This is a genomic window from Sedimentibacter sp. MB31-C6 (assembly GCF_035934735.1).
Lineage (GTDB): Bacteria > Bacillota > Clostridia > Tissierellales > Sedimentibacteraceae > Sedimentibacter.
In genome coordinates this window covers 437558-457795 of the sequence record NZ_CP142396.1, presented here as the reverse complement: position 1 = coordinate 457795, position 20238 = coordinate 437558, and the positions used below count along the sequence as shown (strand labels likewise).

Here is a 20238-nt window from a genome sequence, read left to right as displayed (position 1 = left end):
CCTCTATACAAGGAGCGATTATGAAAAAAACAATAGGAATTTTTGCTCATGTTGATGCTGGGAAGACTACTTTCACTGAACAAATTCTTTATTCTACAGGCAGTATACGAAATCTCGGAAGAGTTGATCATAAATCTTCAAGCATGGATACTAATGAAATAGAACAGAACCGAGGAATTACAATTTTTGCTGATCAAGGTATTTTTCAATATAATAATGATATCTATTATATAATAGATACACCTGGGCATATGGATTTTTCGGCAGAGACTGAAAGAACTATGTCTGCACTTGATTATGCAATTCTAATCATAAGTGGTAGCTCAGGTGTTCAGGCTCACACAACGACATTATGCAGCTCTTAAGTCTAAAATAAACATATTAGATAAAACAGATGTTACAATTTTAATGGAAAAGCTACGTATATTAGAATCTGAAGATCCTATGTTATCAGTTTCTTTTATAAAAGAAACTGAAGATATTTTAATTAATGTAATGGGCAAAATTCAACTTGAGATATTAGAACAAATTATAAAATCAAGATTTGGAATATCGGTTAATTTTGAAAAGCCAAAAGTTGAATATAAGGAAACAATATCATCAGCAGTAATGGGTTATGGGCATTTTGAACCACTTCGTCATTATGCAGAGGTACAGTTACAGCTAGAACCAACTGTCCGTGGTAGCGGTATTACATTTGAGAGTCAATGCCACGTTGACAATTTAATATTAAATTATCAAAATACTATAGAAAATCATGTGTTTGAAAAAGTTCATAAAGGAATTTTAACCGGTTCGCCTATAACGGATATAAATATTATTTTAAAAGATGGACGTTCTCATATTAAACATACTGTAGGTGGTGATTTTAGAGAGGCTACCTACAGAGCAATAAGACAAGGGTTAGAAAAAGCTGAGTCCATTTTACTAGAACCATTTTACAGTTTTGAAATTTATGCCGAAGAAACTTATATGGGAAGAATAATGTCTGATATACAAAAATTAAGGGGTACATGTGAACCACCTGTTCTTAATTGTGGAAATATTTTTATAAAAGGCAGAGGTCCTGTAGAATCTTTTATGGATTATAGTGTTGAGTTAATTTCATTTACAAAAGGAACCGGGAGCATAAGTTTAATGTATGATGGATACGATGTATGTGAAAACGCAAATGATGTAATTCCAAGAATAGGATATGATAAAGAAAGAGATGTGGAGAATACTTCAACATCTGTATTTTGTACAAAGGGAACTTCTTTTACTGTACCTTGGTATGAAGCAGAGAATTATATGCATACAATTAATTAAAGTTAGCATTTATTCAGTTGAGCAATTAGAGGTTATGATATATTATGCATATGAATACTAGAACTAATTTTATTCTTAAGGGTAGTTTAGGGAATTTTTGTTATGGTGGTGTAAACAAACTTACTTTTAAGGTTTTTGTTATATAGAAAAAGGAGTGATATAAAATGTTTAATCAATATGGTTTTTTCCCATTTGATCCAACAATGATTATTTTGATACCAGCAATAATATTTACCTTGTATGCTCAAAGTAAAGTAAAATCTAGCTTTGGGAAGTATTTAAATGTACCAACACGAAGGAGTTACACAGGAGCGCAAGTTGCCAGAATGCTTTTAGATAGAAATGGTTTACGGGATATACCTATTGAATTTGCAAAGGGACAATTAGGTGATCATTATGACCCTACAAAACGTGTTCTAAGGTTATCAGGTGAAGTATATCAAGGAAGTTCTATTACCTCTACTAGTGTGGCAGCCCATGAGGTAGGGCATGCTATACAGCATTCAAATGGCTATATACCATTATCCTTAAGGAATATGGTTTTTCCTGTTGCAAGATTTGGTTCTTCAGCTGCTTGGGGTTTTATTATGATTGGGTTATTAATCCCTAACCTTGGAGGTTTAATGGATATAGGAATCTTTCTATTTGGAACAGCCGTCGTCTTTCAACTTATTACTCTTCCAGTAGAGTTTAATGCAAGTAGAAGAGCATTAGAGATGCTTGATGATAATGGATTTATTGTTGATGAAGAAAAAAGGGGAGTACAGAATGTACTTAGAGCAGCAGCTTTAACTTACGTGGCAGCTATGGCGAGTGGATTAGCACAACTTATGAGATTGATTTTAATTAGAAATAGAAGAAGATAAAATTTTAAAATTAAAAAAGGATGCCCTTAGTCTATAGTTTCGAGGCATCCTTTTTAATAATTATTCTTTTTCCCATTCATCAAATCGTTTCATGATTTCGTCGTAGGTTTTGTTACATATATCAGGAAGTCCTGCTCCATTATTAAATTCTAATCCTGCTTCTTTAAAACCCTTTTTAACAGCATATTTCAATAATCCGATTTTAGATTTATCTCCTCCAGATAAAGCTTTTGCCATATCAATTATTCTTGTAGCCACTGCATCAATAGAATACTCTCCGCCATCTGCTATGGATTTTGCTGCTTTTTGTGAATCTTCAATAGAAACATTTAGGTTTTTTCCAAACAAGGTTAAGTTGGATTTTTCACCTTGTTTTACAATCATTCTGCGTATTGTTTCTTTAAATTCATTTATTCTTTTTTCATTGTCTGAGATAAGCTTATTTATTTTTATACTGTCATACTTTTCATATTTTTTATATCCTTTTATTGATGAGTCAGAGCGTTTTATGTCATTTTCAGCGTTATCTACAGCATTTTTGTTATTTGCTTTTTCAGCTAATGATGATTTAACTGAATTTATTTTATTTATCATAATTTACTCCTCCTTAAAAACTATATCGGCTAATAATAAAAAATATTAAGGTTATCTTATATTACGATAGAAATAAAAGGTATTAAATTTAATAATATGAAATTCTTATTGACAGGAAATTAATGGAATCATATAATATATATAAGACGTGAATATAAATTCACGAGAAAAGGAGGCGTATAACAATGGCTTACAACGGATTTGCTATTGATAATTATCTTGATGCGGAAAAGGTTACCAAACAACTTGATGAATTAATCAGAAAGCCGGTGTATTCAATTCAGAAATCATCTCTGAATGATTATGTTGAAAACTATTTTAATAAGAAATGTACTAAATCCAAGTCTATGATTGATGAAGCTAGAGAAATAATTCCTGGTGGAGTACAACATAATCTGGCGTTTAATTATCCTTTTCCTATTGTAATAACGAAAGCTGAAAAAGCAAAATTGTATGATGTTGATGGAAATTGGTATTACGACCTATTACAGGCTGGTGGACCAACGATTTTAGGCAGCAACCCTCCTGCTGTAAGAGAGCAGGTTATAGAACTATTGAACACATGCGGTCCTTCAACTGGACTTTTTCATGAATATGAATATAAGTTGGCAAAGAAAATGTCAGAGATGGTGCCGTCTGTTGAAATGTTTCGTATGTTGGGTTCTGGAACTGAAGCATGTATGTGTGCTGCTCGTATAGCACGGTTGAAAACAGGAAAGAAAAATATATTGAAAATGGGAGGAGCATATCATGGATGGTCTGACCAGCTTGCATACGGCATGCGCGTTCCAGGGACAAAAGGTCTTATGTCAAAGGGTGTACCTAATTTTGTATTTAAGCATACAGATGAATTCTTCCCTAATGACCTTGAGGACTTAGAAAGAAAATTAAGAAAGAATAAAATGTTTGGAGGTACTGCAGCCGTATATATTGAACCTATGGGGCCAGAAAGTGGAACTCGACCTGTTTCTAAGGAGTTTATAAAGGGAGTGGAGAAATTAGCTCATAAATATGGAGCGCTTTTAATATTTGATGAAGTAGTTACTGGATTTCGTATTGGAATGAGTGGAGCTCAAGGATATTTTGACGTTGACCCTGATTTGACAGTCTTTGGGAAGATAATAGCTGGAGGTTATCCCGGTGCAGGTGGAGTAGGAGGTCACAAGGATTGTATGGCTCATTTGGGTGCAGGACTTGATTCATCAGGCAAAAAAGTGCCTAAGGCCATGTGTGGTGGTACAATGGCGGCAACTCCTATATCTTGTGTAGCAGGGTATTATACACTATGTGAGATTGAGAAGACTAATGCCTGTGAAGTTGCTGGACGTATGGGTGATCGTCTGACTAATGGTCTACAGGCAATGATTGAAAAATATAATCTGCCTTTTGTGGCTTTTAATCAAGGTTCTATTTGTCATTTGGATAATGCAGGAACCATGCATTTTTGCGTAGAATGGAAAAGGCCGTGGAAAATACCAAATGTTTTAAAAGAAACAAGTATCCGTCAAAAAGAAATGGAGCATATGGGAGCCGCATATATGGCAGAAGGAATTGTAACATTAGCTGGTTCAAGACTATATACAAGTGCCGCTTATACAGAAGAAATGATTGATGATGTATTAGTGAGATTTGACAGAGTTTTATCTAAATGTGGACCTATAGATATTTCTTGAAGATGTGATTAAAAACATAGATAGGAGTAAATATGGAATATTCAATAGAAAAAGCAAAAGAACTAGTAATTAGCGCTGGAAAAATGCTGGCAGAAAGCGGTCTTATAGCAAGGACATGGGGGAATATTAGTGCAAGGACTTCAGATAAAAAATTTGCAATAACTCCAAGCGGTTTGGCTTATGAAACGTTGACACCGGAACAAATAGTTGTGGTAAATATTGCAGATTGCTCCTATGATGGAAACATAAAACCTTCAAGCGAAAAAGGAATACACGCAGATATCTACCGGTTGTGTCCAGAAGTTAACTTTATAATTCATACTCATCAAGTAATGGCATCTGTACTCAGCATAGAAGGAAAAGATATTGAGGTGCATAATGATGAATATAAAAGAATTTTGGGAGACAAAGTTCACTGTGCGGCTTACGGAATATCGTCAACGAAGAAACTGCGCAAAAGAGTGGCAGAAGCTATAAGTAATTATCCTGAAAGTCAATCTATACTAATGAAGAATCACGGAACAATTTGTATGGGCTTTAACCTTGAACATTCTTTTGAAATTGCACTGACTCTTGAAAAGATGGCAAAAGAGATGTATGAAACTGCATGTGGAGATGATAAAGAGCAAATTACACAAATTCTTGATTACGGAAAGAGCTGGCGAAAAGAAGACACATTTATTTTGGAATGCGACGGTAAGACTTTTGAATATAGGATAGATGAACTGCCTAAAGATACCCCAAAAGTGGCTTTATTGCATGCTGACATTTATAAATTAGGTAATGCAGGTCATATTATTCATTCTACTGATGAAGAGGTAGTAAAAGTTAGCAGTACAGGAAAGGTTTTAAGACCATTTTTAGATGACCTTGCACAGATTGTTGGTGTAAATATAAAGACAGTGAAAAAAGGATTAATAAATATGAAAGCTATCTCAAAAGAATTAAAGAATAAAAATGCTGTTTTATTGGAGAATGAAGGTGCTCTTTGCACAGGTGCGACAAAAAGCGATACAGAAGCAGCGTCCATGATTCTAAGAAAAGGGTGTGCGGCAGATTTATATGCTTCAGCACTGAATATTACAGACCATATAAGCATAGCTGATGCATATGTTCAACGATTTTTCTATATAACTAAATATTCGAAGATGAAAAGATAGAGAGGTTAAGTATGTTAAAAAAACTGACAGAAGATAAATTGGCAGAGGTTCTTGAAGTTGGAATAGAAGAATTTGCTGAGAAAGGCTTGGATGGTGCAAATGTCAATTTGATTGCCAAGAAAGCCAATATTAGTGTAGGAGTACTTTATAAGTATTATGAAAATAAAGAAGTTTTTTTTCAAGCTTGCCTTAAAAAAAGTCTCAGTGTCTTAGAATCAGTATTGCATGACGTTGTTGTATGTGAGGACAAGATTTTGGTTCGTGCGGAAAAAATGATACGAGCAGTGCAGCGTTGTTCAAGAGAATATAATAATTATATTAAAATGTATAATGCTATTACTTCCGGTAGTGGTAAAAAATATGCACTGCTTTATGCTAAAGAAATAGAAAGTCTGACAGCAAAAGTATATACAGAGTTTATCGAAAAGGCTATAAAGGACGGAGACATAAGAAGTGATATTAATCCAAGAATGTTTGCATTTTTCTTTGATAATCTGCTTACTATGCTACAGTTTTCATACTGTTGTGATTATTATTTAGAAAGGGCAAAGATATACTGTGGAGAAGATTTTTTGAATGATGAAGAAAAGGTCGTTACTGAATTACTAAAATTTTTGGAATCAGCATTTACTTTTTCTAAGTCTGAGATTGTTCATAAAAGTAGTTAACGTGCAGATGCACGTAGAAAAGGATAAATTATGAAATATGTAATTGCTTATGATATAGGAACTACAGGTGTAAAAACCTGCCTTTTTGGTATTGACAAAAAAATAGAGCTGATAGCCGGTGTTCATGAAGGATACGGCCTTTATATTGTCGAGAACGGTGGAGCAGAACAAGATGAAGGTGAATGGTGGAGTGCTATGTGCACTACCACAAAAAAATTGTTTGATATCACTAGCATTAATCCATCGGAAATAGTAGGGATATCTTTTTGCTCTCAAATGCAGGGGCTTGTTTTAGTTGATGAAAACGGTATAACTGTCAGAAAACCAATGAGCTATATGGACCAACGTGCAGTTAAAGAAATAAAAGAAGGAATAACACATGGAATCCAAATTGCAGGAGGCAATGTTTTTAAGCTAGCAAAAAGTCTTATAATATCAGGAGCAGCATCTACTAGCGTGAAAGATCCTGTCTGGAAGTACAAATGGGTAGAGCATAACGAACCGCAAAATTTTGAAAGAATATATAAATGGCTGGATGTAAAAGAATACTTAATTTATAGGTGCACCGGACAATTTGTTATGACAGAAGATTCAGCATTTGCATCACTTCTCTATGATACCAGAAATGGAAAAAGAGGTTGGAGTAAATCACTGTGCAGAATGTATGGCATCAATATGCAGCATTTACCTAATGTAATAAAATCCACAGACCAAGCAGGATGTCTTACTCAAAAATCGTCAGCAGATTTGGGTCTTGTACCAGGCATACCCGTTTTTGGCGGTGGAGGAGATGCATCTCTTATAGGAATTGGAGCTGGATGTGTTGAGACTGGAGATACTCATATATACTTGGGAACTTCTGGATGGGTTTCAACAATTGTAGACAAACAAAAAGTTGATGTATTCAATATGATTGCTGCAATTGTTGGAGCACAAAGTGAAAATTTTAATTATTTTGCTGAAATGGAAACCGCCGGAAAATGTCTTGAGTGGGTTAAGGATCATCTTGCTTTGGATGAAATAGGTATTTATTTGGATAAGAAAAATGTGGCAGAAAGCCAAGAAACAATTTATACTAATTTATATGACTATCTGATGGAGACCATAAACATGGTTGAGCCAGGAGCTGGAGGCGTAATTTTTACACCTTGGCTTCACGGAAATAGATGTCCTTTTGAAGACCCTAATGCCTCTGGGATGTTTTTCAATATTACAATTAATACAGGAAAGACTGAACTTATTAGAGCTGTGGTAGAAGGTATTTGCTATCATTTGAGATGGATGCTTGAGTGTCAGGAGAAAAAAATAAAGGTTTCTGATACAATAAGGTTTGTAGGAGGAGGAGCTCTATCAACTATAACTGGTCAAATTTTGGCTGATATAACAGGTCATAAAATTGATGTTACAACAAATCCACAGAACGTGGGTTCTGTAGGTGCAGCAGCAGTTATGGGAGTTAGTTTGGGAATTATTCCAGACCTAAAATCTATAAAAGACTATGTTACAGCAGAACACATTTTTGTTCCTCAAAGAAGAACAAAAGTCATGTATGATAGGAATTTTCAGGTATTTAAGAGACTTTATAAGTGCAATAAAAGAAACTTTAAAGATTTACATAAGAGTGTTGAGGTGTCTAAAAATGAACTTTCGCAGTTTAGTTGAAAAGCAAAGGAATTATTTTCAAAAGGGCAGTACTAAAAGCTATGAGTTTAGATTATCAATGCTGCAAAAATTACAAAGTGTGATTAAAGAATATGAAAGCTTATTTAATGAAGCAATGAAAAATGATATGAATAAATGCCCTACGGAAGTTTACATGACAGAAATTGGGATGGTATTAGAAGAGTTAAGTTTTCATATTCGACATCTGTCTAGATGGATGCGTAATAAAAGGGTTTCCACATCTATTGCACAGTTTCCAGCTAAATCATTTATATCTCCGGAGCCCTATGGAGTAGCATTGATTATGTCTCCATGGAATTATCCTATACAGTTATGTCTTCTACCATTAATTGGTGCTATTTCAGCTGGATGTACCGCTGTAGTTAAGCCATCAGCATATGCTCCAGCCACAAGCAAGGCAATTGCCCAAATTTTAAGAATGATATTTCCTGAAGAATATATAGCTGTTGTAGAAGGTGGTAGAGATCAGAACAGGGCATTGTTGGAAGAAAAGTTTGATTATATATTTTTTACAGGAAGCCCAGCGGTTGGACGTCTTGTAATGGAGAGCGCAGCAAGGTATCTTACACCAATAACACTGGAGCTTGGCGGAAAAAGTCCGGTTATTGTTGATAAAACAGCAAATTTAAAGGTTGCTGCACGACGGATTGCATTCGGAAAAGTACTTAATGCGGGGCAGACCTGTGTGGAACCGGATTATTTATTTATACACAGAGATGTAAAGGATGAGTTTATAAAATGGTATAAGTCTGCTTTGCAAGAATTTTTTCCTAATGGTAGGATGACGGATATGAATACAATAATTAACGAGAAACATTTTAAGAGAGTATCAGGATTATTAGAGAGCGGAAAGATTGTTTCAGGTGGAAATACCGATCAGGAAAGAAGGTTTGTGGAACCCACATTGTTGGATGAGGTGCCACTTGATTCGCCTATTATGCAGGAAGAAATATTTGGCCCTATTCTCCCTATGATTTCCTTCATCCATATCTCAGAATGCACAGATTACATCATGAACAACCCAAAACCATTGGCACTGTACTTGTTTACCAACGATTCCTCTGTTGAAAAGTATGTGTTAGATATATGTTCTTTTGGGGGAGGTTGTATTAATGATACCATTATTCACCTTGCCAATTCTAACATGGGTTTTGGTGGCGTAGGAAATTCAGGTATGGGAAGCTATCACGGAAAAAGAAGTTTTGATACATTTACTCATTATAGAAGTATTGTAAAAAAGGCAACTTGGCTTGATATTCCAATACGATACAGGCCATATTCGAAGTTGAAGGATAAGTTGCTCCGTATTTTTTTGAAATAAATCAAAAAATACATCAATTGTTATGTAAATGACTTACTTTTGAAAGGTAAGTCATTTTCTGAAGCCTCGATGTTTAGCTTTAGCTGAACGAGTTCACGTATATCAGTTAACTAGGTCAGTCTACGGAGCGTGGATTGTTATTAAAAAAGAAGGTGGCTATAATAACATGGAGGTGAAAAAAATGAATGAAAATATGAAAAAGAAACTTTTATTAAAATACAAGTATAGAAAACCTGAAATGGGAATTATATATTTTAAATGTAAATTAACAGGGGATATATTTATAGATATTTCAAAGGATACAAAAGCTAGTATTAATAGCAATAGTTTTAAGTTGAGAGGAAACTTACACCCTAACCCAATAATGCAAAAGTTATGGAATGATTATAAAGAAAATAGCTTTGAAGTAGGGGTACTTGAAGTTTTACCTTATGACGAAAAAGACAAAGATAAAGATGACTATACTGAGGAATTAGAAGCACTTTATGAACGTAAATTTAGGAGCATACCTAACGTAAGGAGAATTAAATAATGGAAAATAATATGAACAGGCAATGGATTTTATCACCAAGTAGACAGTTGACAGAAGAAGAGAAAAAGCTTGTCTGGAAAAAACCATTATCACATAAAATTAGTGAACAAGAAATTCGTGTTAGCAATGAAATAAAGAGAAATTGGAATAATACAGAGATGAAAATAACAAATATTCTATTAGAAGGAGATGCAGGATCAGGAAAGACTGAGATGGCTAAGGCATTATCGGCCAATTTTGGTTTACCATATACAAAGGTTACATGTTTTGCTGATATGGATAAGTCAGATATCATCGGCGCTATTTTACCAGTCCTTTCAGGAGAAGAACAATCTCAAATAGATGAGAAAGATGTTTCGTACAACTTTTATCCATCAGAAATTGTGCGAGCTTTTGAAAATGGATATCTATTGGAGATTCAAGAACCAACTGTTATTCGTGATGCTGCTGTTCTTATGGCATTAAACTCTGCTTTGGAGCCGGATGGAACGATAAATCTACCAACACGCATAATTAAGCGTCACCCTGACTTTATAGCGGTAATTACTACAAATAGAGGATATAATGGAACCCGTCTTCTTAATGAAGCACTTCGAGATCGTATTCAACATGTTGAAAAAATGGATTTGCCTTCTATTGAGGTAATGATAGAGCGTGCTATAGCTAAGACAGGATATAAAGATGAGCAAGTTTTAAAATTGTTGGCAAATGTCATAATTATTTTGGATGAAACTGCAAGAGCTAATGCAATTAAAGGAGTTGCTGGAATGCGCTCATATTTTTTCTGGATAGATTCCGTAGCTAATGGTATTGATATAATAGAATCTTTGTACCAAAAAGTAATTTATAAAATAACAACAGATTCTGATGAAATTAAAATATTAGAAGAGTCGCTTTCAAAGCAAGGGATAATGGAAGAGTTAGATGAGATTTCAAACCACGAAAAAAAAAACAGAATAAAGATGCTATAGAGATTCATACTTGGGATGATGGAACAATAAGTGACACGGATGATGTTCCAATAAGTGAAGATGCAATTCCACTTAGAAAGTCAGCCGATAGTGAAGGGCATTATAATAAAAATTCAGAGGATACACAAACTACTATAAGTACTGATATGGGTGAAGATGGCAATCCTTATTATCATCAATTAGAAACCACGGAACAAGAAAAGAAACAAGAGGAACAAGCTTTCAGAAAACAGCTAAACAAGAGTATTCGTGATATAGTTTCAGGTACGAATCATCAGGGAATTAAATTAATCGTTCATCGACCGGAGATTTCGCCAGAATTGAAAGAAAAATATTATAAGTTGTATAGTGAATTAATGCCGGTAGTCAGTGAACTTGTCCGAAAAACAATGCCATTATTGATACATGAAAATTCAACTTCTGTTTCTAAAAATCATTTATATGGTAGTCATTTCAATGCTGATAGTATTGCGAAGAAAGATTTCAGATACTTTACAAAAAAACTCCCTCCTGATGAATCCCCATCATTGGTGGTTGCCTTACGTATTGATGAATCAGCATCTATGTCTGCGTTTGGGAGATTAGAAGCGGCAAAATGTGCTGCTATAGCTGTCTATGAGTTTTGTGAATGGTGTAAGATTCCTATAATTATTTATGGGGATACAGCTGATCGTTCATCACTGGAACAGATGTCACTATATGCTTATTGTGATTTCGTACATTTAGAACAGGATGATCGCTTTAGATTAATGAATATAAAAGGTAGAAGTAATAATCGTGACGGAATGGCTATACGGATTTTGGCTGAAAAATTGTTAATGGCAAAAGAACAAACGAAGTTAATGATAAGCATCAGTGATGGGCAGCCCAAAGCCATGCCAGATTATTCGGGTGATGTGGCGATTAGTGATATGCAAATGGTGTTAAAGGAATATAGACGAAAAGGAATTACATTTTTGGCAGCTGCTATTGGACAGGATAAAGATACAATCTGTGATATTTATGGTAAAGAATCTTTTCTTGATATAACTGATTTAAGTCAATTTCCTATACAATTGGTAAAAATAATTGCAAGATATTTGAGTAGATGATATTCTAATTAAGATATAAGTTGTTCATTAATGGAGGTGAATTAGATGGATTGTGCAAAAGTTGGAAAACTAATTCTACAGTTACGTAAAGAGAAGGGTTTAACACAAAAGAATGTAGCAGATGCACTAAATATTAGTAACAAAACCATATCTAAATGGGAATGTGGTATGGGTTGTCCTGATGCTTCACTTTGGTCTGAATTGTCAAGTATCCTTGGTGCAGACATTCAGAAGATGCTAGAAGGAGAGCTTAACCCAAATTCACCTGACCATGGAAATATACGCAAAGTTAAATTCTATGTGTGTCCCTTATGTGGCAATATTTTAGTTAGCACAAGTCCTGCCTCTATCTTCTGTTGCGGTAGGAAGTTAACTGCATTGATTCCAAAGGAAGTAAAGGAACATAGTATGGATGTACAGGTGATGGATATTGATTACTATATTTCCTTTGACCATGAGATGCGAAAATCTCATTATATTTCTTTTGTAGCCTATGTTGCAGATGATAAGGTTTTTTTGAATAAGTTATATCCAGAACAAACTTCTGCAGTAAGATTTCCTATAATGCGCGGCAATGGCAAACTTTATGCATATTGTAATCATCATGGATTATGGGAACAATCAATTTTAGATTAATTGAAAGAAAAACAAAATAGAATTCCATTGAATGTAGAAATCAAATGAAAAAGTACTTGCCTTTTCAAGGATTGCCCCACCTCTAAATTACCTTGTTCACATTAGGAAAATGTTGGTTGTGTGATGAATTGGAAAATATTGTATTGACCGATACAATGAAAAATTATATAATATAGTTGTAATAGTAATATAATTAAAGAAGAGGATAAAATGAAGTATAATACAAAAGTAATATTACATATACTTGATAAATTTATTATTAGATTAGTGCTGAATAGTATTAAGTAAACAAAAGAGGTAGAAATGCTTATTTATTTAAATCTACTAGACACAGAACAAGAGAAAAGCAAATTTGAACAAATATATAATTATTATAGGCATATAATGTTTTATGTGGCGAAAAGCATTTTAAAGGATGATTATTTATCAGAAGATGCCGTTCATAATGCATTTATTAAAATCGCCAAAAATATGGACAACATATCGGAAGTTAATAGTAATAGAACTAAGGGATATGTTGTTATTATAGTTCGAAATATTTCTTTAAATATGCTGAAAAAACAAAAAAACATTGTAGATATTGATGGTTTTGTAGAAAATACAAAAGATGATTTAAATCTTGAAGATGAGGTACTATCAAAATTATCCTTTGATTTCATTGTTGAAAAAATTATGAGTTTGCCAATAATTTATAAGGATGTTTTATATTTAACATATGTTGAGGATTTAAAAACACAGGAAATATCGGGATTGATAAACGTTTCAAATGAAACAGTAAAAAAAAGACTTCAAAGAGGAAGACAAAAGTTACTTGAGAATATTAATGTGGTGTTTTAACATATATGACTTCCTAAAAGGATGAGTTTATAGGTATGAAATAGAGGATGTTTCTGATGTCGATAGGCAAGTGAAATGTCTTTTTTATTTATATACTAATTTCAATAGATGGTAACATAATTTTAAGAGCTATCTTAACTAGAAAATAATTGTAAATTTTTTAATAAATTTTGTCCCCAAAACTGCTTTTAAATTGTTTATATAGTATAGGGAAAATATTATTATGAATTTCTTAACAATATATTAGATAGGGGAGCTTATGAAAATGGAAATATTTTTTAGAAAAGTTTATACAATTGCTTTTAGGCTAACTGGTGATAAAGAAATTGCCGGGGAAATAGCTACATCAGCAATTATTAATACTATTATAGAATTGAGCGAAGATTATAAGGTTATAGAAAGTAGTTTTAAGTTAACAATTTTAGAATTAATAAGAATATTCCTTAATACACCAAGCTCACATTATAATGATAATTTTAAAGGAATTCAAAATGCCTTATTAAAACTTAAACCTATAAACAGAGCTGTAATTATTTGGAAAGATATGTTAGGATATAAAGTATCAGATAATATACCTATAGTAGATTATTCTTATGATGAGCTGCTTAGGGAGCTTATTTGTGGAAGAAAAGAATTGAAAGATTATATTAGTCTTGAGAACTTTGAAGCTTTTGAAATGCTGAAAGAAACTGATTTAAAATATTAGAAAGGTGGTTCGACATGGCTAATGAATTATTAACAGAAGCGTTAGAAATATCAATGAAAAGAGAATTAGAAGCCATTCCTTCGGATTTAAAAGATTATCACAATTTTTCTTCTGAATTTAAACAAAAAATGAAGCATTTAATAAGGAAAGCAAATATAAAATATGTAAATATAAATAAATTCAGAGTTAGAAGAAGTATTGTGGCAGCATCATTAATTATAATTATTATAGCAGCGTCAATGAGTGTTGAAGCGTTAAGACTTCCTGTAATAAAGTTGACGGAAAAAATATATACTGAATTTTCGGAAATTCTATTCAATAATGAAGAAAATATTGAAGTACCTGAAACAATTGAAGATGTTTACGTACCTTCATATATTCCTGACGGATATACTCTGTTAGAAGAAGAAGATATGAAACTGATGCATTTTATGGTTTACTCCAATGAAAATGAACAGGAAATTATGGTTGAGCAATTTACATTAAGTGTTAGCATGGCAGTCGATACAGAGGGAATAACTACTGAAGATATAACAATAAACAAAATGAATGGAATAATATATACTAAAAGAGGACTCACCACAATAATCATTAATGACAACCGTTATGTACACCTGATTAGCGGCTATGAAACCAGGGAAGAAATAATAAAGATAGCTGAATCTTTATATGTTAGAAAATAAAATAATAATAATTAGACAATTATAGGAGGAGCAAAACTTGAATAATACTGATACTCAAAATAGTTTAAAACCAATTAAACGAAGTAAAATTCGATTAATAGCCGGTAAAATATATTATTCTTTAGCTCGATATATTCTATGGTTTTCAGGAAAGTTTAAGTTTGCTGATAACCGAAGTGAAAAGAATTTAGAATGTGTTTATTTTTCTCATAAAACTCCACTATTGAGAGAACTAAAAGATGTAGATATGCAATATCAATATAATAAAATTATTAATCTTAAGTTGGCAGTAAATAAACTTGATGGTATTGTAATTAGACCTGGAGAAACTTTCAGTTATTGGAAACTTATTGGGAAACCTTCTGCTAAAAAAGGATATGTTCCTGGTATGGTATTATATTGTGGTACCTTTACTATGGGAATAGGAGGCGGTTTATGTCAGCTTTCTAATTTGATTTATTGGATGACTCTGCATACTCCACTGACAGTTGTTGAACGTTATAGACATTCTTTTGATGTTTTTCCTGATTCTAACCGTACTCAACCATTTGGAAGCGGAGCTACATGTGTTTTTCCATATAGAGATTTAATGATAAGAAATGATACCGATGAGTGCTTTCAATTAAAAGTTAAAGTTGGAAAGTTTTATCTAGAAGGAAGTTGGTTAAGTAATAGTAAACCTATTTATAAATATGAAATTTTAGAAAAAAATCATCAGTTTAAGAGCGAGTTCTGGGGTGGGTGTAGCAGGCACAATGAACTTTATCGCAGAAGGTATTCCATTGATGGAATTTTAATGGATGAAGAATATATAACTCAAAATCATGCATTGATGATGTATTCACCATTTTTAGAATCAAGTGATATTATAATGAATTAAGAGTGCAAAATCACAACAAGTTTTGCATTCTTTTATTATGGATAAAATTCAATGCTTACACTTTTTGTTTAAAAATATTTTAATATTGACTTTAACAATATTAAAGGGTATAATTAATTTTATTAAAGGAGGGTTTAATATGTCAATAGAAGTAGTTCCAGAATGGATGGTTAATCTTGATGATGAAGATATTTCATTTATGAAAAAATTTATAATGGCATCTGGTTCTTTAAAAGAGATTGCAAAACAATATGGTGTTACATATCCTACTGTACGACTTAGACTTGATAAGCTAATTCAAAAAATTCAAATTAGTGAAGATACTGCAAGTGAACCATATATTGCCTTAATTAAGCGACTTGCAGTAAACGAAAAGGTTGATTTTGATACTGCAAAGATTTTAATTAGTGAATATAAAAAAGCAAGAAAGGATGACAATAAATGAAAAATAGTTCAATCATAATTATAGTATTTTTGCTAATATTAGCAGGTATCATCTTGTTACAAATCTTTTTATCAAAAAAAAGAAATAAATGGCTTGGTTTAGTTATTCCTTTGATTTGTTTTATATTTTCATTTATGTCTGTGCTGTCAATATCTATGTTTACAACATTAAGTACATCAATTAGTACAGAAACCGCTGAAGGGGTGTTAATTGAAGAAGTACAAGTTGAAGATAATATAGTAAAACCAAGCATTGGTGAAATGCTTGCTATGGTCACTCCAGTGTTTTTAATATCAAATATTCCTACCATAATTTTAATAGCTATATATTTTGCTTGTAGGGAAAATATAAAAAGAAAAAGCGAACTTGAAAAAATGAATGTCCAAGATCTAGAGTAACCTTTTGGTATGGCATAATATGAAGTTAAGTTAATAGCATTATTTTTATTGTAAAATATAAATTAAAAATACAGAAATGCATGTGATATTTAATCTGTAGAATGACCTTCAAAACAAGACCCTTATGTTTAGCCAGTTTTTATAACTAAAAATGGTTATGGAGATATGGTAATAATGAGTATTGAAACTTATGAGAAGACTATGTTTATGAATAATGTATATAAAAAATTAGAAGTCGCAGAAAGTGAAATAGCAGAAGGAAAAACAAAAGACGGATTCAAAGTTATAAATGATCTGAGGAGTAAATATGAATTATAATATTATTGTTTCAGATTCTGTTATTAGGGATTTAGACAGAAATATTAAAATAAGTTTAGTAAACATGTAAAATGGTATGCTAATTTTAATATGCATACCATTTTTTAAAAGTTACTGAAAAGTTAAAGTAGTTATATTTATTTTCAATATTTATTTTACAATATCATATGGCCAGGACATTATTCCCCCAAAATTATATACATTAGTATAACCCATGTTAATTAAATCCTTAGCTGCAGTAGCACTTCTGTTTCCGCTTCTGCAATATACAAGTATTTTAGAGTCTTTGTCAGGAAGAATTTCCTCTGCCTTGTCTGGGATTTCTGTTACTGGCAGCAATACTGCATTTTCAATATGACCACCATTGTATTCCTCTGGTGTTCGAACATCCAATATAATAACATCTTCACTGTCAATTATATTTTTTGCTTCCTCTGCGCTAATTTTTTTATAAGCTGTGTCTTTTAAACCTGTTTTATTATTATCCATATTACACCCTGTCAAAATTATAGTCATCACAAATAGTATTATAAAAAATCTTTTCATCATTCATCCTACCTCATTTAAATATATTTAAATTCTACCCAAGGAATATTTATTTAAACATATGAATGATGTAAACAGGCTAATTAGCTATTAATTGTAGTAACTTCTAATGTAAACGGGTCAATAACTATAATATATTTACCTAAAAATTTAGCTAATATAATAGTTTTGTAAGTACCACTAGGTTTTCCGCTACATACTGCAATCACAAAGCTGCTACTATTAACCATATATTCATTGCGTTTTTCCATACAGTCAAAAGTGTAATGCTTTTGAAGTAGAGTCTCTTTATCACAATGTTCAATAATAGAAAAGTATCTGTCACGTTGAGTTTCTGTCCATTTTATTGCTTGAGTTTCACAAGGTATTGCACATTCTAAGGTTATCTGTGGATATTGTTTCTTTAGTTCTAAAACAATTTCAGCAGCATATTGATCAACTCCCAGTGCCATACCACTAATAAAATGATTAACATCATAAGTTTTAATTAACTGCACAATTGATTTCTTAAGAATATTTTTCATTTTCAAATAATTGATACTATTCTCATTATACCAAAAAGGTAAATTTTGCGGTCTGTGTCCAGTGAAGCAACATGTTTTAGATGTTTCGAATTTAATCTCCATAATTTAATAAACTCCCTTTATATAACATGTCTTTTGTGGATATACCATTTTGAATTTACAAGGATGTCAATCTTTTATATAACAACATTATTATAATTCATAACACCACCACCTTGCATACTATTATATAATATACTTTTAAAATTCTATGGATTATGAGCATATATTTCTTTTGATTTGTGGAATTGTAATATATAATTAAATTAAATATAAAATAAATATCAAAATATACTAATTTATGTGAGGTGAACTACAATAATGATTTATTGGTTTAGTTCTACAGGGAACAGTGAACATATAGCAATGCGTTTGGCAGAATTGTTAAATGAAATAACTATAGAAATTAATCATAATACAGAAATAGAAAAGAATTCTAAGATGATTTTTGTAATCCCTTTATATTTTTGGACCTTACCAATTATAGTGCGGAATCTTTTTGACAGAAATTCTTGGGTTTATAATGAAGAAGTGATTGTTGTTTTTACATGTGGTGGTTATATTGGAACAGCCGATAGAGATGTGAAAAACCTAGTTCATCCAGCAAATTCGTTAGTTTATCAACTTCCTATGCAAACAAACTATATTGTTTGGCATAAATTAGATGATGATAAAACAGTGTGCGATAAATTAGAAAAAGCGGATGTTGAATTAGAATCAATAGCATCACAAATTAAGTCCTCTATTTCAACTTATCATAGTCCTTTTTACTTAATGCCACTTGGTAAGATATTTAAAACATTATATGAAAAACAAAGAAGAACAAAGCTATTTTATACAACTGATAAATGTATATCTTGCAAGCTTTGTGAAATTGGATGTCCAGATCAAGCAATCCATTTAATAGATGGAAAACCACAATGGATAAAGAACAAGTGCCAACACTGTCTTAAATGTATTCATCGCTGTCCGAAACAAGCGATTGAGTATGGGAAGAACACTGTGGGGAAAAGACGTTATATTAACAAAGATAAAGGATAGTAATATAGTATTTGTTGCTTTTTCGTTTACACCTGGTTTATTGTCCTACAGAATAGTTTGTAATTGCATTGAATAAGAATAACATTTACATAGCCTATAAAAAAAGAAAGCCGGACGCATCCGACTCCCTTAAGTGATGTCCGAAGACATTCACCGCTATTCACTATATATAGTATACCACATAAATTAAAATATGCAATAATTTTTTGCTTTTTATAACTTAATATATTGCTTTAAAGCAATTATCTTGTTTCTAGTATCTGTATGAATGATTCTATTGTATATATTTATCGGAATTAGTTTTCTTAGGTTTTCAACCGAATTAACAAACTCATTTATAAAATTGTTTATTTCAGTTTTAGACACATTTAATATCTTCAACATATATGAAATTAAAATAATATAGTCGACAATACTGTCAAAAGTAATATTAGTTATTCCTGTAGATTGTTGCACGCATGAAGTAAGAGAACCGTTTATATAACCACTCTTAAATCTAGTGTCAAAAATAACGTCATTATGAGCTACAGAGTTTCTTAGGTCTTTTAATGTATATATTATTGATTGGGTTAGCTTACCATTAGAGTCACACGCTTGGTTTAGTCCTAAGTTCATAGATATTTGTTTTTTAACACTTCTATCTAAGCAAGAAACAAATGATCCGAACTCTCCGAGACTTAAAACTTCAAAAATTGCCCATATTGGTACATTCGCATCCTTATTGTAAAAATGGACAACAACTTTTTTGTCATTACTATAGCTTTTTGTTAAGGTGCTGTAAATTTTATCTTGCAGTCTAAGTCTACGAGATAAAGAATCTTTATAATTATTAGATCCAACACTGTAGCTTTTATAATCCGTTAATAATTTATTATAGATAGTATTAAAACTACTGCTGTTTGATTTATCTAATACCACTTCCAATACATAATTTTTTAACGCTGTTTCAATAAACATTATCTGAGAATATATATTAGCTTTTAGTTTCATGTCAAAGTTGTTAATCGCCAATATCTCATTAAAATCGGTGTATGGTATTCTGTTTGATGGATTTGTAATATATCGATACCCTTTATATCCATGGTAATACCCTATATTCTTAAGTTTAATTTTTTGTGAGCTTCCATTTATAGCAATATTATGTTTGTCTCTCATATACGCCATTAATGAGTTTATACTCTTTACATTATCCATCTTTATCTCCATTAATAATTAAAGTAAAATTAAGTACCTCATATAGTATATCAATAAACGTTATCCTTGTCCACAATATCCTACATAAAAAGACACTATAGAACTGCTCCTTTAACCTCAATCT

General features: G+C 32.0%; 22 protein-coding genes and 1 pseudogene. 19 read left to right on the top strand and 4 right to left on the bottom strand.

The window, feature by feature from the left end:
- Positions 1-20 precede the first annotated feature (20 nt).
- Both U8307_RS02310 and U8307_RS02305 read left to right on the top strand, forming a co-directional pair.
- Positions 21-1308: pseudogene (locus U8307_RS02310) on the top strand (GTP-binding protein).
- Between the two features lie 164 nt (positions 1309-1472).
- The gene (locus U8307_RS02305) at positions 1473-2174 is read left to right on the top strand and encodes a zinc metallopeptidase (protein ID WP_326909862.1); all 702 of its coding nucleotides are present in this window, start codon (positions 1473-1475) and stop codon (positions 2172-2174) included.
- Between the two features lie 60 nt (positions 2175-2234).
- Here U8307_RS02305 and U8307_RS02300 read toward each other — a convergent pair whose 3' ends face one another.
- The gene (locus tag U8307_RS02300) at positions 2235-2768 is read right to left on the bottom strand and encodes a hypothetical protein (protein ID WP_326909861.1); all 534 of its coding nucleotides are present in this window, start codon (positions 2766-2768) and stop codon (positions 2235-2237) included.
- Between the two features lie 185 nt (positions 2769-2953).
- On the opposite strand from U8307_RS02300, the gene U8307_RS02295 reads away from it, so the two are divergent.
- The 16 genes from U8307_RS02295 (at position 2954) to U8307_RS02220 (ending at position 16770) form a co-directional block, all read left to right on the top strand.
- Positions 2954-4441 (top strand): aspartate aminotransferase family protein, encoded by a 1488-nt coding sequence (locus U8307_RS02295; protein WP_326909860.1) that lies wholly within the window; start codon positions 2954-2956, stop codon positions 4439-4441.
- A gap of 32 nt (positions 4442-4473) precedes the next feature.
- The gene (locus U8307_RS02290) at positions 4474-5601 is read left to right on the top strand and encodes a class II aldolase/adducin family protein (protein ID WP_326909858.1); all 1128 of its coding nucleotides are present in this window, start codon (positions 4474-4476) and stop codon (positions 5599-5601) included.
- Positions 5602-5612: 11 nt separating this feature from the next.
- Positions 5613-6269 carry a TetR/AcrR family transcriptional regulator gene (locus U8307_RS02285; protein WP_326909857.1) on the top strand — a complete coding sequence of 219 codons (657 nt, stop codon included), beginning with the start codon at positions 5613-5615 and terminating at the stop codon, positions 6267-6269.
- 30 nt (positions 6270-6299) lie between these two features.
- Positions 6300-7931, top strand: a complete 1632-nt coding sequence (locus U8307_RS02280) for a xylulokinase (RefSeq protein WP_326909855.1) — start codon at positions 6300-6302, stop codon at positions 7929-7931.
- Entirely contained in the window at positions 7909-9273 is a 1365-nt protein-coding gene (locus tag U8307_RS02275) for an aldehyde dehydrogenase (protein WP_326909853.1), read from the top strand. Before U8307_RS02280 ends, U8307_RS02275 begins: the two co-directional genes overlap by 23 nt.
- A gap of 181 nt (positions 9274-9454) precedes the next feature.
- Positions 9455-9805 (top strand): GIY-YIG nuclease family protein, encoded by a 351-nt coding sequence (locus tag U8307_RS02270; RefSeq protein WP_326909851.1) that lies wholly within the window; start codon positions 9455-9457, stop codon positions 9803-9805.
- Positions 9805-10776 carry a MoxR family ATPase gene (locus U8307_RS02265; protein WP_326909850.1) on the top strand — a complete coding sequence of 324 codons (972 nt, stop codon included), beginning with the start codon at positions 9805-9807 and terminating at the stop codon, positions 10774-10776. Before U8307_RS02270 ends, U8307_RS02265 begins: the two co-directional genes overlap by 1 nt.
- 356 nt (positions 10777-11132) lie before the next feature.
- Positions 11133-11867 carry a vWA domain-containing protein gene (locus U8307_RS02260; protein ID WP_326909848.1) on the top strand — a complete coding sequence of 245 codons (735 nt, stop codon included), beginning with the start codon at positions 11133-11135 and terminating at the stop codon, positions 11865-11867.
- A gap of 45 nt (positions 11868-11912) precedes the next feature.
- Positions 11913-12503 carry a helix-turn-helix domain-containing protein gene (locus U8307_RS02255; protein ID WP_326909847.1) on the top strand — a complete coding sequence of 197 codons (591 nt, stop codon included), beginning with the start codon at positions 11913-11915 and terminating at the stop codon, positions 12501-12503.
- Positions 12504-12806: 303 nt separating this feature from the next.
- Complete coding sequence (locus tag U8307_RS02250) at positions 12807-13340, top strand: RNA polymerase sigma factor (protein WP_326909845.1); 534 nt, start codon at positions 12807-12809, stop codon at positions 13338-13340.
- A 259-nt stretch (positions 13341-13599) separates the two neighbouring features.
- The gene (locus U8307_RS02245) at positions 13600-14046 is read left to right on the top strand and encodes a hypothetical protein (RefSeq protein WP_326909843.1); all 447 of its coding nucleotides are present in this window, start codon (positions 13600-13602) and stop codon (positions 14044-14046) included.
- Positions 14047-14060: 14 nt separating this feature from the next.
- Positions 14061-14729, top strand: coding sequence for a DUF4367 domain-containing protein (locus U8307_RS02240; RefSeq protein WP_326909841.1), 669 nt, complete (start codon positions 14061-14063; stop codon positions 14727-14729).
- 37 nt (positions 14730-14766) lie between these two features.
- Positions 14767-15609 carry a VanW family protein gene (locus U8307_RS02235; RefSeq protein ID WP_326909839.1) on the top strand — a complete coding sequence of 281 codons (843 nt, stop codon included), beginning with the start codon at positions 14767-14769 and terminating at the stop codon, positions 15607-15609.
- Positions 15610-15748: 139 nt separating this feature from the next.
- Positions 15749-16054, top strand: coding sequence for a DUF2089 family protein (locus U8307_RS02230; RefSeq protein ID WP_326909837.1), 306 nt, complete (start codon positions 15749-15751; stop codon positions 16052-16054).
- Complete coding sequence (locus U8307_RS02225; RefSeq protein ID WP_326909836.1) at positions 16051-16452, top strand: hypothetical protein; 402 nt, start codon at positions 16051-16053, stop codon at positions 16450-16452. Before U8307_RS02230 ends, U8307_RS02225 begins: the two co-directional genes overlap by 4 nt.
- Positions 16453-16626: 174 nt before the next feature.
- Positions 16627-16770 carry a hypothetical protein gene (locus U8307_RS02220; protein ID WP_326909834.1) on the top strand — a complete coding sequence of 48 codons (144 nt, stop codon included), beginning with the start codon at positions 16627-16629 and terminating at the stop codon, positions 16768-16770.
- A 150-nt stretch (positions 16771-16920) separates the two neighbouring features.
- Here the strand turns inward: U8307_RS02220 and U8307_RS02215 are convergent, their stop codons facing one another.
- Both U8307_RS02215 and U8307_RS02210 read right to left on the bottom strand, forming a co-directional pair.
- Complete coding sequence (locus tag U8307_RS02215; RefSeq protein ID WP_326909832.1) at positions 16921-17259, bottom strand: rhodanese-like domain-containing protein; 339 nt, start codon at positions 17257-17259, stop codon at positions 16921-16923.
- 140 nt (positions 17260-17399) lie between these two features.
- Positions 17400-17942 carry an SLOG family protein gene (locus U8307_RS02210; RefSeq protein ID WP_326909830.1) on the bottom strand — a complete coding sequence of 181 codons (543 nt, stop codon included), beginning with the start codon at positions 17940-17942 and terminating at the stop codon, positions 17400-17402.
- Positions 17943-18200: 258 nt separating this feature from the next.
- Between U8307_RS02210 and U8307_RS02205 the strand changes: the two genes are divergently transcribed.
- Positions 18201-18920 (top strand): EFR1 family ferrodoxin, encoded by a 720-nt coding sequence (locus U8307_RS02205; protein WP_326909828.1) that lies wholly within the window; start codon positions 18201-18203, stop codon positions 18918-18920.
- A gap of 213 nt (positions 18921-19133) precedes the next feature.
- Here U8307_RS02205 and U8307_RS02200 read toward each other — a convergent pair whose 3' ends face one another.
- Positions 19134-20114, bottom strand: a complete 981-nt coding sequence (locus tag U8307_RS02200; protein ID WP_326909826.1) for an Abi family protein — start codon at positions 20112-20114, stop codon at positions 19134-19136.
- Positions 20115-20238 lie beyond the last annotated feature (124 nt).

What these genes read in the sequence shown, in the direction of transcription:
- U8307_RS02250 (WP_326909845.1), top strand. Translation starts at nt 12,807, where the DNA reads ATGCTTATTTATTTAAATCTACTAGACACAGAACAAGAGAAAAGCAAA.
- U8307_RS02285 (WP_326909857.1), top strand. Translation starts at nt 5,613, where the DNA reads ATGTTAAAAAAACTGACAGAAGATAAATTGGCAGAGGTTCTTGAAGTT.
- U8307_RS02255 (WP_326909847.1), top strand. Translation starts at nt 11,913, where the DNA reads ATGGATTGTGCAAAAGTTGGAAAACTAATTCTACAGTTACGTAAAGAG.
- U8307_RS02280 (WP_326909855.1), top strand. Translation starts at nt 6,300, where the DNA reads ATGAAATATGTAATTGCTTATGATATAGGAACTACAGGTGTAAAAACC.
- U8307_RS02260 (WP_326909848.1), top strand. Translation starts at nt 11,133, where the DNA reads ATGCCGGTAGTCAGTGAACTTGTCCGAAAAACAATGCCATTATTGATA.
- U8307_RS02210 (WP_326909830.1), bottom strand. Translation starts at nt 17,942, where the DNA reads ATGGAGATTAAATTCGAAACATCTAAAACATGTTGCTTCACTGGACAC.
- U8307_RS02225 (WP_326909836.1), top strand. Translation starts at nt 16,051, where the DNA reads ATGAAAAATAGTTCAATCATAATTATAGTATTTTTGCTAATATTAGCA.
- U8307_RS02275 (WP_326909853.1), top strand. Translation starts at nt 7,909, where the DNA reads ATGAACTTTCGCAGTTTAGTTGAAAAGCAAAGGAATTATTTTCAAAAG.
- U8307_RS02205 (WP_326909828.1), top strand. Translation starts at nt 18,201, where the DNA reads ATGATTTATTGGTTTAGTTCTACAGGGAACAGTGAACATATAGCAATG.
- U8307_RS02290 (WP_326909858.1), top strand. Translation starts at nt 4,474, where the DNA reads ATGGAATATTCAATAGAAAAAGCAAAAGAACTAGTAATTAGCGCTGGA.
- U8307_RS02200 (WP_326909826.1), bottom strand. Translation starts at nt 20,114, where the DNA reads ATGGATAATGTAAAGAGTATAAACTCATTAATGGCGTATATGAGAGAC.
- U8307_RS02215 (WP_326909832.1), bottom strand. Translation starts at nt 17,259, where the DNA reads ATGGATAATAATAAAACAGGTTTAAAAGACACAGCTTATAAAAAAATT.
- U8307_RS02230 (WP_326909837.1), top strand. Translation starts at nt 15,749, where the DNA reads ATGTCAATAGAAGTAGTTCCAGAATGGATGGTTAATCTTGATGATGAA.
- U8307_RS02240 (WP_326909841.1), top strand. Translation starts at nt 14,061, where the DNA reads ATGGCTAATGAATTATTAACAGAAGCGTTAGAAATATCAATGAAAAGA.
- U8307_RS02270 (WP_326909851.1), top strand. Translation starts at nt 9,455, where the DNA reads ATGAATGAAAATATGAAAAAGAAACTTTTATTAAAATACAAGTATAGA.
- U8307_RS02220 (WP_326909834.1), top strand. Translation starts at nt 16,627, where the DNA reads ATGAGTATTGAAACTTATGAGAAGACTATGTTTATGAATAATGTATAT.
- U8307_RS02300 (WP_326909861.1), bottom strand. Translation starts at nt 2,768, where the DNA reads ATGATAAATAAAATAAATTCAGTTAAATCATCATTAGCTGAAAAAGCA.
- U8307_RS02295 (WP_326909860.1), top strand. Translation starts at nt 2,954, where the DNA reads ATGGCTTACAACGGATTTGCTATTGATAATTATCTTGATGCGGAAAAG.
- U8307_RS02305 (WP_326909862.1), top strand. Translation starts at nt 1,473, where the DNA reads ATGTTTAATCAATATGGTTTTTTCCCATTTGATCCAACAATGATTATT.
- U8307_RS02245 (WP_326909843.1), top strand. Translation starts at nt 13,600, where the DNA reads ATGAAAATGGAAATATTTTTTAGAAAAGTTTATACAATTGCTTTTAGG.
- U8307_RS02265 (WP_326909850.1), top strand. Translation starts at nt 9,805, where the DNA reads ATGGAAAATAATATGAACAGGCAATGGATTTTATCACCAAGTAGACAG.